The 10,551-nt window shown below is 72.0% G+C and carries 8 protein-coding genes, 1 tRNA gene and 1 pseudogene; 4 read left to right on the top strand and 6 right to left on the bottom strand.

From position 1 onward, the window contains the following. Positions 1-103: 103 nt before the first annotated feature. The 4 genes and pseudogenes from ACI797_RS26080 to ACI797_RS26065 all read right to left on the bottom strand — a co-directional run. Positions 104-313 (bottom strand): annotated as a pseudogene (locus tag ACI797_RS26080) (integrase core domain-containing protein); the annotation flags it as partial. After that, positions 294-887, bottom strand: coding sequence for a transposase (locus tag ACI797_RS26075; protein WP_456863083.1), 594 nt, complete (start codon positions 885-887; stop codon positions 294-296). The gene ACI797_RS26075 and the pseudogene ACI797_RS26080, both read right to left, overlap by 20 nt. Positions 888-964: 77 nt before the next feature. After that, positions 965-1,366, bottom strand: a complete 402-nt coding sequence (locus ACI797_RS26070; protein ID WP_456863079.1) for an IS110 family transposase — start codon at positions 1,364-1,366, stop codon at positions 965-967. 227 nt (positions 1,367-1,593) lie between these two features. Beyond that, positions 1,594-2,367 (bottom strand): helix-turn-helix domain-containing protein, encoded by a 774-nt coding sequence (locus tag ACI797_RS26065; protein ID WP_456863076.1) that lies wholly within the window; start codon positions 2,365-2,367, stop codon positions 1,594-1,596. A gap of 245 nt (positions 2,368-2,612) precedes the next feature. Here ACI797_RS26065 and ACI797_RS26060 point away from each other — a divergent pair, with 245 nt between their 5' ends. Beyond that, positions 2,613-5,891 (top strand): nSTAND1 domain-containing NTPase, encoded by a 3,279-nt coding sequence (locus ACI797_RS26060; RefSeq protein ID WP_456863073.1) that lies wholly within the window; start codon positions 2,613-2,615, stop codon positions 5,889-5,891. A gap of 352 nt (positions 5,892-6,243) precedes the next feature. Here ACI797_RS26060 and ACI797_RS26055 read toward each other — a convergent pair. After that, positions 6,244-6,330 (bottom strand) — tRNA-Leu (locus ACI797_RS26055). 122 nt (positions 6,331-6,452) lie between these two features. On the opposite strand from ACI797_RS26055, the gene ACI797_RS26050 reads away from it, so the two are divergent. Further along, positions 6,453-7,175, top strand: coding sequence for an SHOCT domain-containing protein (locus ACI797_RS26050; RefSeq protein WP_456863070.1), 723 nt, complete (start codon positions 6,453-6,455; stop codon positions 7,173-7,175). A 114-nt stretch (positions 7,176-7,289) separates the two neighbouring features. Here ACI797_RS26050 and ACI797_RS26045 read toward each other — a convergent pair whose 3' ends face one another. Next, complete coding sequence (locus ACI797_RS26045; protein WP_456863063.1) at positions 7,290-8,324, bottom strand: GGDEF domain-containing protein; 1,035 nt, start codon at positions 8,322-8,324, stop codon at positions 7,290-7,292. 83 nt (positions 8,325-8,407) lie between these two features. On the opposite strand from ACI797_RS26045, the gene ACI797_RS26040 reads away from it, so the two are divergent. Together ACI797_RS26040 and ACI797_RS26035 are read left to right on the top strand one after the other, a co-directional pair. Further along, on the top strand, positions 8,408-9,727 hold the full coding sequence (locus ACI797_RS26040) for a M20/M25/M40 family metallo-hydrolase (RefSeq protein WP_456863057.1): 1,320 nt from the start codon (positions 8,408-8,410) through the stop codon (positions 9,725-9,727). Positions 9,728-9,775: 48 nt separating this feature from the next. Continuing rightward, positions 9,776-10,543 carry an SDR family oxidoreductase gene (locus tag ACI797_RS26035; RefSeq protein WP_456863050.1) on the top strand — a complete coding sequence of 256 codons (768 nt, stop codon included), beginning with the start codon at positions 9,776-9,778 and terminating at the stop codon, positions 10,541-10,543. The last annotated feature ends 8 nt before the right edge of the window (positions 10,544-10,551 follow it).

The raw sequence follows: 10,551 nt of genomic DNA, 5'->3' as shown, positions 1-10,551 counted from the left end.
TACCACCGCCGACGCCGGCAACGCCGACTCGGACGGCTCACACCGGTCGAATACGAGACACTCACCCACGCCGCAGCAGCGGCCTAACCCCTACCGGAACGAGTCAACCGGACTGGGGGCAGTCCCGGGGTTGTCCGCCGAGCGCGGTGTGGCCGCGGTGATGGTTGTAGGTGTGCAGCCAGCCGGGCAATGTCGCGGCCCGGTCGGTTGAGCTGTCGAAGGGCCGGATGTAGGCCCATTCGGTCTGCAGGGTGCGGTTGAACCGTTCGGCTTTGCCGAAGCTTCTATGGCCGTCAAGTCGTCCGCGGTAGGGCGGCGGCTGGTGCGGTGAGCAGCCGGTAGATCTCTCGGGCGATGTGTCGCTTGAGGCAGCGAATGATCTCCTTGGTCGTCTTGCCGTCTGCTTGTCGCTTGGCCACGTAGGCGCGGGTGCGCGGATCCCAGGCCATGCGAGTGACGGCGAGGATGTACAGGGCGTAGTTGGCCTGGCGGTCGCCGCCGCGGTTGAGCCGATGGCGACTGCTCGTGCCGGATGAAGCCGGCAACGGGGCCACGCCGCAGAGGTGAGCCAAGGCCGACTCGCTCCGCATCGGATCGGGCTGGTCACCAACGGCCACCAGCAGCGCCGCGCGGGTCTGCTGGCCCAGTCCCTTGACCGCCAGCAGCTGGGGCGCGGTCTCCTGCACGAGGCGGCTCGGCTGAGCGTCGAGATCGCGGATCTCCTCGGTCAGCTGCTGGTGCCGCCGGGCGAGGCTGCGCAGGGCGTGCTTGGTCACGAGCAGATGCGTGTCCGGGGTGGCACCGGTGCGCCAGCGGCTGGCGGTGCGGACGAGCTCGGCAAGGGTGCTGGTGCGCAGCCGCTCGCGCAATTCGGCCGGCGCGGTCATCAGCAGAGCCCGGATCTGGTTGGCCGCCTGAGAGCGGGCCTTCTGCGCGCTGCGGCGGACCACCTGCAGCGAGCGGATCATCTCCACGACCCCGTCGCCGGCCTTCGGTTGGGCGGTCGCGGTGCCGGCGAGCACGGCGCGCGCGGGGCTTCGGCATCAATGGGGTCGGTCTTGCCCTGCCGGTGGCGGGCGCCGCGGTCGGGGCGGTTGACCTCGATCAGGCGGTGGCCGTGCTCGCGGAGCTGGCGCACCAGGCCGGCGCCCCAGCTGCCGGTGCCCTCGATGCCGAAGGCGTCGATGCGACCGAACTGCCGTGCCCATGACTCGAGCTGCCGGTAGCCCTGCGGGGTGGTCGGGATCGCGGTGGTGCCGAGGTTCCGTCCGAGCCGATCCAGCGCGACGGCGACGTGGATGTCGTCATGAGTGTCGACGCCGACGGTGACGATCGGCTCCAGCGGTGCGGCCGTGGACTGTGTCATCTGCTGCTCCTTCAGGCGGCGGTGATGCAGCGCCGGGTGAGGGCAGCGGACAGAACTGCGATGGGACCTCTGGCCAGGCTCCTATCAGGTGACCCCGCTCTCGCCCGGCGCTGGCGACAAGCGTGCTTCTCCGGGCGGTCGACAGTTCGGCAACAAGGCACCCGCTGGGCCGGTTGGTCTACGGGTCAGGCCGCTCGGAGAAGCACGTCGACACCCCCGCAGTTGGTCTAGGGCCGGCCGGGCTTGATGAATCGGCGCCCGATGGCGAGCTGGGTGCAGGCGGCGATCCAGGCCTGGCCGCGGCGGTAGCTCAGGGCGTTGTCGGTCAGCACCCGGCGGATGGTGACGCCGTGGTCGGCGAACCAGGCCGCCGCGCGGGTCAGGAAGCCGGCGCAGGTGCCGGCGCGCTCGTCGGGCAGCACCTCGGCGTAGGCCAGTCGGGTGTGGTCGTCGATGGCGACGTGCACGTAGTCCCAGCCGTTCCCGCGGCCGCGGACCTTCTCGCAGCGGCCGTGGACGCGCCAGCCGCCGCCGTCGGGCACCCGGCCGAGCTTCTTGACGTCGACGTGCAGCAGGTCGCCGGGGTGTTCGTGTTCGTAGCGGCGGTCGCTGTGCCGGCGGCCGCACAGCAGCTCGCCGGTGAGCCGGTCGACCTCGGCCAGCCGGGGCCCGCCGGCGCGGGCGAGCAACGCGCCGATGGTGCAGGTGGCCATGCCCAGGATGTCGGCCAGCCGCACCGGCCCCGCGTGGTGCGCGCGGCGGGCGGCCACGATCGCCGCGGTCGCGGCCAGCGAGGTCCGGCGCGGCATCCGGTGCGGCCGGGAGGACCGGTCGGCCAGCCCCGCCAGGCCCCCGGCGCGGAACCGGCGCACCCACTTGTAGACCGTAGGCCGGCTGATCCCGAGCTGCTCGGCGACCTCGCCGGGCCGATGCCCGGCCAGGACACGAGCGACGATCAGCTTGCGGGCGTAGACGGTGGTGCGGGCATTAGCGTGAGCCACAGAGACCTCCGGTCGGGAATGACGACGTCAGACATCGCCACTCCCTTCGGAGGTCTCCTTCGTGATCAAGCCACCACGCCGACTGTCAACAACGTCCGTGGTCGCGACATCTAGAGGCAGCGAGTTGGCATGAACGGGAATACTCCGGATGGTCACCGGCAGACCGTCGCATTCTGCGCGTGGGACTGACGTCGTAGTGATGAACCGGTGACAGACCCTGAGAGATCCTCCTTCGGCTCGCCCGCATGAGCGGGCGCGCATCGTCGCGGTGCGACCTCACCGGCTTGGGGGTGAGCACGTTGGTCCGAATCTTCCTCAGCCACAGCAGCCGGGATGGTGCGGAGGTGGATGATCTGGCCACCTTCCTGCACGACGTCGAGCGCCACACGGTGTTCCTCGACCGCCACCCGCGGGCAGGCATCCGGGCAGGACAGCTGTGGGAGCAGGTCCTCTACGAGAGGCTGCACGAGTCCGACGTCGTCGTCTGCTGGGTGACGCAACATCACATCGCCTCGCGGTGGTGCTTCGCGGAGGTGGCGCTGGCCAAGGCGCTTGGTCGGCACGTGCTCCCTGTGCGCGCGCAGCCAGAGGTCGACCATCCTCTGCTCGACCCGTTTCAGGGCATCGACAACGCTCGTCCCGCTGCCGCTCGGCAAGCGCTTGCGGAGCGGCTCCGGGAGATCGAGGCCGGGGGAGGTGCCGCGTGGGACCCGGAGCGGCCCCTCTACCCCGGGCTGGTGTCGTTCGAGAGGGAGGACGCACCGGTCTTCTTCGGACGCGACCGCGAGGTCGCAAGGCTGGAGGGACATCTCCGTGGGCTGCTGGCACGCCGCGAGCACAACGCCGTCGTGGTGGTCGGAGCGTCGGGCAGCGGCAAGTCCTCGTTCGTGCGGGCCGGACTGCTCCCCCGCCTGGTGAGGAGCGGATGGTGGGCCGCGCCGCCGCTGGTGCCCGGAGTTGATCCGCTTGAGGCGCTCGCCTTCTCTCTCGCCAGCGCGTGGAAGGAGCTGCCACCCGGGTCTCCACGCGATCTGCGGGTCCTGAGGCGACGCTTGGACGACGACGTCGACGGGATCGCCCGCGAGCTGCTCCTCGCTGCTCCAGGTCGGCGACACACCCTCCTCATCGTCATCGACCAATTCGAGGAAGTCTTCACCCACGCGGACCCGGCGGCGTCCGAACTCTTCCTCGGTCTCCTCGATCGCGCCGCCGAAGCCGGACGCGCCACTTCGGTCGTGGCGACGATGCGTTCGGAGTTCATGACTGACCTGCTGTCGGCCGAGGCCGCTGGGCGACTCCGGAACGACCAGTTTTCGCTGACGCCGATGGACCACGGCCGACTCGCCGACATCATCACGGAGCCGGCGCGCAAGGGACGGTTGCACTTCAGTAACGAGCTGGTTCACCGCCTGGTCGAAGACACCGGCTCGGGCGACGCATTGCCGCTCTTAGCTGTGGCGTTGGAGCGCCTGACCCGAGGGGCGGGTCCGAACGCCCACCTGGACGTCGCCCGGTACGAGGAGGTGGGCGGTGTCACCGAGGCCATACGTCTGCAGGCAGACAGTGCACTGGCGGCCGCCACTCGGGTGACCGCGCTGCCGCCGTCCCGGGTCCTAGAGGCTCTGGTGGGGTTGGTGGCGCTGGATGCCTCCGGTCTCCCGACGCGTCGGCGGATCCGCCGCGCGGATGTCTCCCAAGAGCTGCTCCCGGCCTTGGACGTCTTCGTCGACGAACGACTGCTTACCTCCGACGACATCACCGGGGAACCGCAGTTGACCGTGAGCCATGAGGCGCTGTTCCGCGCGTGGCCCGAATTGCGCGAGGCGATCACAACGCACGCGGAGAATCTGAGGCTGCGGCGACGACTGGAATCGGCGGCTGCCGACTGGGAGGCGGCGGGCCGAGCCGCGTCCATGCTCTGGCGCGGCGACCAATTGCACATGGCCGAGACGCTCCTCACCAGTGCTGGGGGAACCGACCTCGAGCGCGCGTTCGTGGAACAGGCGCGAGCCGACGACGAGGCGCGCCGCCGCCGCGAGGCGGACATCCTGGCCGACCGCGTGCGCGCCGCTGATCTCGTCGCCCGGGACAGCGAGCTGACCCTGTTGCTCCTGCTCGCCGCTGCCGAGGACCACGCCGTCACTGCCGCGGTCGTCGGCGGGCTCCGTTCCACCCTGGCCCGGCATACCCTCCTCGGCCGCTTTCCTGCACCAGGCAACCGGATCACCGCGACGGTCGTGTCGGACGACGGACGGCTGGCCGCCGCGGCCGACCTGGGGAGCAATGAGCCGATCCGGCCGACCACGCGGCCACGCCGCGTCCCGCCTGTGGGTAGTTGTCACGTGCAGGTGTGGGACACCGAGAGCGGCGCAGGGGTTCGTTCCCTGGAGATCCCGGGACGTGAAGTCAGCGCGCTAGGTCTGAGTCAGGGTGCCTCTGGGCCGGTTCTGGCGGTGGCCATCGACGATCGGGTCGTGACGTTTGACGTCACATCGGGCGCGGCACTGGCACCCCGCGCCGCGGGTGCGCTGGCATCCCTGCGGGAGCCCCGCATCGGTGGCCCGCGATTGCAGCCGGATGCCTACGGACTGGCGTTGCACGGCCCTATACCGGTGGACCAGCCGACTCCGATCGCACAGCTCGACGGGCCCGTCTTCTCCCTGCGGTGGACGACTGCCCACACCCGCCTGGCCGTCACCCGGGACGGCCGTGTCTCGTACCTCGACGGCGGCAACGCAGGTCCACGTCTCGGCACAGTGCGCGCAGTCTCGGGCGACGGCGCACGCCTCCTGCTCGACAACCCGTTGCGCGTGCACAACCACGTCACCGGTAGATCGCTCGAGCTGCCCCTCCCTCTTGGCGTGCGATCGGGAGGCTTCTCGGGGGACGGCCTCCTGATCGCGCTGGCCACGAGGACCGGCCTCTTCGTCGTCAGCGCCGATACCGGCGAGCTCGTAAGCAGATTCGGGGAGCACGACGACGAGGAGGCGGACGCCTACAGCGGGGTCGGCTTGAACAGCGATGGCACGCGTCTGCTGTCGACGTCAATCGGCGGAGGACGGTCCGCCGTGTGGGACGTCGCCACCGGCACCGCCGTCGAGCCCGTCGAGATTTCGGTGTTCGAGCGCTCCCCGGACGGGGCCTCGGTGGTAGCTCGTGCCTTCCGTCGCGTCGCGGCGGAGCTGCCAACAGAAGTGGAGTCCCGCTTCGCCGCGCAGTCTGCCTTGGGCTTCCCGTCCGACGTCGTGCTGGCCGTCGACCCGCATCGGACGGCCATCGTCGTCTGCCAGTCTGACGAGCCCGTTTCGGAGTTCACACTGCCCGACGGTCATCCCATCTTCGTCGGCACGGCAGAGGCCACGGCAGCTACATTCAGCCCCGACGGACGCCATGTGTTGTCGGCGGGCTTAGACAACACGGTTGTAGTGTCCCCGTCACGGGAAACTGCCGACGTCCTTGCGCGCGCACACGCTCACGTGTTCAGGCCGCTGCCTGCAGCGGATCGCGCGTCGTTCTACCTCTGAGCAGTGGTCGCGGTCTCTCCGTGTCCCTGCTCTACGCCCCGCTACCCGGCCGCTCGGCATGTCTCGTGCAACGCCCACCTTCTGCGCGAGCTGATCGCGGTGGCCGTCCACCACACCCTCCTGTCAAACGCGGACATACCGGCCGAGTGATGCTGGGCGGGCCAGGTGAATGACGCGCTGCTCCGTGCCGATGAGCGGAAGAAGATGGCAGCCCCTGTGGCGCAGAATCGCCGAGCTGGAACGGCGAGGGAGACATCTTGAGCGGCCGCAGTCTTCTCCGCTGGGGAGACGGGCGAGTCAGCTATGGACTAGGCCGGCGCGAAAGCGGCACTCCGGATCGGTGTGCATCAACTGGTGTCCGAGGGGGGACTTGAACCCCCACGCCCTATACGGGCACTAGCACCTCAAGCTAGCGCGTCTGCCATTCCGCCACCCGGACGAGTGCGGGACCAGACTACCCGACCGCCCGACCGGGTCGGTGCACCCCTCCAGCCCTTCCGCACGAGGTGTCGCAGGCCCTAACCTTCCCCGCCGTGATCAGATCGTGACCAAAGGAGCGGCATGACCACGGCGGGAACGGGTCCGGCCCCCGCCACTCCGGCCAAGCGGGCGGCCGCCGCCGTCGTCCTCGGCGTCGGCGTCGCCGCCGGCGCGGCCGGGATCACGCTCCTGTCGCTGATCATGCGGTCGGTCACCGCGGTCGGCGGCTCGTGCGCCGACGGTGGCCCGTACGTCTCCGCCCAGCCCTGCCCGTCGGGCACCGGGACGGCGCTGCTGCTGGTCTTCGGCTCCGCGATCACCTGCCTGATCGCGACGCTCTGGGGCGCAGCGGTGCTGCGGGCGCCGCTGCCGCTGCTGCTGGCCTGGCCGGCGCTGTTCCTCACCCTCGGCTGGAACTTCCTCGAGGACGGCTTCGACCCGCCGATGGGGGAGGACATCGCCGTCGGCTACGTGGTCTGCGGCGTGCTCTTCGTGCTCATGGGGGCCGGACCGCTGCTGCTGTGGCTCTCGGTGGCCCGCGACGCGCGCCGCACGCGCACGGCCTCCGCCGCCGTCCCGACCCCGGTGGCCGCGGCCCGGGTGGCCGCGGGCACCCGGCCCCTGGCGCCCGAGCCGGCGCGGGTGGTGCCGCGACCGCGGCAGGACGACGACCCGGCCGCCGCAGCCATGTCCGTCGCCGGCCGGCTGGAGCGGCTGGCCGTCCTGCACGCCTCCGGCGAGCTGACCGACGAGGAGTACACCCTGGCCAAGCAGGCGACGCTGCGCGAGGAGCTGGACCCGTGACCGCACCCGAGCCGCGCCGCGGCACCGGCCGGTGGTGGCTGTACTACCTGGTCGCCGCCGTCCTCGGCGTCTACGGCGGGATGCAGCTGTTCGAGTGGGTGACGACCTGACCGGTCAGCGAGCGGCGACGGCCACCCGGCCGCGCCCGGCCCGCTTCGCCTGGTAGAGCGCGGCGTCCGCCGCGGAGTACAGCGTCCGCTCGTCGTCCGACGACGGAGCACCCGAGTGGGCGACGCCGACGCTGATCGACAGCGCCAGCAGCGTGCCGTCGGACAGGGTCAGCGGCGCCGAGCGGACGGCGGCCAGCAGCTCCTCGGCGCGACGGGCGGCGACCTCGGCGGTGCAGCCGGGCAGCAGGACGGCGAGCTCGTCGCCACCCAGCCGGGAGTGGACGGCGTCGTCGGCCCGCACGGCGGCGCGCAGGATCCGGGCCAGGTGGACCAGGACCTCGTCGCCGACCGGGTGCCCGTGCGAGTCGTTGATGGTCTTGAAGGCGTCGACGTCGACGAGCACCAGCCCGGTGCCCGCCCCGCCCGGCGCGCCCAGCGCCGTCCCGATGGCGTCGTCGAAGACCCGGCGGTTGACCAGGCCGGTCAGCGCGTCGACGGTCGCCTGCTGCTGCAACGCGCTGACCAGCCGCTCCTGCGTCTCGTTGGCGCGCACCAGCATCACCGACATGACCAGCAGCACCGCGCCGAAGAACGCGAGGTCGGTCGCCGCCTGCTCCAGGGGCTGCAGCAGGCCGAGGGTCAGCGCGTCGGCGGCCACCGCGATGCCGGTCGCCAGCACGACGGCGCCCCGCCGGAGGTGCGACGCGGCCCAGAGCACGGGGAAGGCCAGGAAGGACTGCCCCGTGATGCTGGTGTCCTCGGTGAGGAAGTTCAGCGAGCTGGCCAGCAGGACGCCGCCGAGCGCCAGCGCCACGCAGACGCCCACGCGGTCGAGGCGCTCCGGCTGCACGAAGCGGCAGACGGCGGCGGCACCGACGAGCGCGAGCACACCCGCCCACGACACCACCTGGGCGTGCCAGCCGGCGCCCTCGACGAGGGTCAGGCCCGCCAGCGCCGTCGCGCAGACGGCGAGGATCAGCACCGCACTGCGGGCGGCGGCGCGCGGGTCACGGGCCCGCAGCGCGCTCGGCATCCTCATGCCGGAGGCATCGGCACCGGCCCGGCCCGGGGCGAGGCCGGGTCACCCGGCCGGGTGATGCGGCCGCGACCTAGGCTCGACCGGTGAGCACCCCAGCGGTATCGCCGGCCCAGGCCGAGGTCGCCGACCTCCTCAGCGAGCTGATCGGCATCGACACGACCAACACCGGCGACACCGCCACCAGCGCGGGGGAGCGGACCGCGGCCGAGTGGGTCGCGGGCAAGCTCGACGAGGTCGGCGTCGACTCGGTCCTCCACGAGTCCGAGCGCGGCCGGGCCAGCCTGGTGGCGCGCATCCCCGGCGCCGACCGCAGCCGCCCGGCGCTGCTCGTGCACGGGCACCTCGACGTCGTCCCCGCCGACCCGGCCGAGTGGAGCGTGCACCCGTTCTCCGGTGAGCAGCGCGACGGCTACGTGTGGGGTCGCGGCGCCGTCGACATGAAGGACATGGACGCGATGGTCCTGGCGCTGGTGCGCGAGTGGGCCCGCACCGGGGTGCAGCCGCCGCGCGACGTCGTGCTGGCGTACGTGGCCGACGAGGAGGCCGGCGGCCGGCTGGGCGCGCGTTTCCTCGTCGAGGAGCACCCCGACCTGTTCGAGGGGTGCACCGAGGCGATCAGCGAGGTCGGCGGCTTCTCCATCACCGTCCGCGACGACCTGCGGCTCTACCTCGTCCAGACCGCCGAGAAGGGGCTGGCCTGGATGCGGCTGACCGCCGGCGGCCGGCCGGGGCACGGCTCGTTCGTGCACGACGACAACGCCGTCACCCGGCTGTGCGAGGCGGTCGCCCGGCTCGGCTCGGCCCGCCTGCCCACCGTGCTCACCCCGCCGATGCGCCAGTTCCTCGACGCGGTGAGCGAGGCCTACGGCGTCGAGATCGACCCCGACCAGCCCGACGAGGCGCTGGCCCGCCTCGGCTCGATCGCCCGCATGATCGGCGCCGCCCTGCGCAACACGGCCAACCCGACGATGCTCGACGCCGGCTACAAGGCCAACGTCACCCCCGGCTCGGCCTCGGCCTCCGTCGACGGCCGCTTCCTCCACGGCCAGGAGGAGGAGTTCGAGCGACAGCTCGCCTCGCTCATCGGCGAGGGCGTCCAGCGCGAGTGGATCGTCCACGACCAGGCGGTGGAGACGACGTTCGACGGCCCGCTGGTCGACCAGATGGTCGCCGCGCTCAAGGCCGAGGACGACGGCGCCCGGCCCGTGCCGTTCACGATGAGCGGCGGCACCGACGCCAAGAGCTTCGAGCGCCTCGGCATGCGCTGCTTCGGCTTCTCGCCGCTGCGGCTACCGCCGGACCTCGACTTCGCCTCGCTCTTCCACGGCATCGACGAGCGGGTCCCGGTCGAGTCGCTGCAGTTCGGCATCCGGGTCCTCGACCGGTTCCTCCGCGCCGTCTGATCTGATGCGGGGGTGACCCAGCACACCCCTGGCCCCGGATCGGTCGCGATGATCACGGGAGGGACCGGCGGCTTCGGCCGCGCCCTCGCCGCGAAGCTGCGCGAGCGCGAGGTCACCGTCGTCCTCACCGACCTCGACAGCGAGCGCAACCGGTCGGTCGCCGCCGACCTCGGCTGCCCGTTCCTGCCGCTGGACGTCACCGACCGCGCCGCCAACGAGGCCGTCGTCGCCCGGATCGAGGCCGAGCACGGCCGGCTGGACGCCGCCTACCTCAACGCCGGCATCTCCGCGGAGAAGTCGGAGGGCGAGCTCGACCTCGAGGAGTTCATGCGCGTCGTCGACATCGACCTGTTCGGCGTCGTGTACGGCGCGGTCGCGGCCCGCCCGGCGATCGCCCGCGCCGGCGGGGGCGCGATCGTGGTGACGGCGTCGCTGGCCGGCCTGTCGCCCATGGCCGGCGACCCCGGCTACAGCGTGGCCAAGGGCGGGGCGATCGCCTTCGTCCGTTCGATGGCCCCGCGGCTGGCCGCCGAGGGGACGACGATCACCGCGATCTGCCCCGGCTTCGCCGACACGGCGATCATCGACCGCATCCGCGAGCACTTCACCGCCGCCGACTTCCCGGTGCTCAGCGCCGGCGAGGTGGCCGACGCGATGGTCATGGCCTGGGAGTCGGGCGAGCCGGGCGCGGCCTACGTCGTCCAGCCGGGGGTGGGCACGGTGCCGTACACGTTCAAGGGCGTGCCCGCGGCCCGGACGGCGGCCGGCGAGACCGCCGTCGTCCCCGAGGCGCTGCGCCCGCCGTCCATGCGCTGACCCCCGGC

This window comes from Geodermatophilus sp. SYSU D00691 (assembly GCF_054050275.1).
This window is presented reverse-complemented; position numbering and strand designations above follow the sequence as displayed.

Bases quoted from the DNA above. Each gene is read 5' to 3' on its own strand.
- ACI797_RS26075 (WP_456863083.1), bottom strand. From the start codon at position 887: ATGACCGCGCCGGCCGAATTGCGCGAGCGGCTGCGCACCAGCACCCTT.
- ACI797_RS26070 (WP_456863079.1), bottom strand. From the start codon at position 1,366: ATGACACAGTCCACGGCCGCACCGCTGGAGCCGATCGTCACCGTCGGC.
- ACI797_RS26060 (WP_456863073.1), top strand. From the start codon at position 2,613: ATGAGCGGGCGCGCATCGTCGCGGTGCGACCTCACCGGCTTGGGGGTG.
- ACI797_RS26050 (WP_456863070.1), top strand. From the start codon at position 6,453: ATGACCACGGCGGGAACGGGTCCGGCCCCCGCCACTCCGGCCAAGCGG.
- ACI797_RS26045 (WP_456863063.1), bottom strand. From the start codon at position 8,324: ATGAGGATGCCGAGCGCGCTGCGGGCCCGTGACCCGCGCGCCGCCGCC.
- ACI797_RS26035 (WP_456863050.1), top strand. From the start codon at position 9,776: ATGATCACGGGAGGGACCGGCGGCTTCGGCCGCGCCCTCGCCGCGAAG.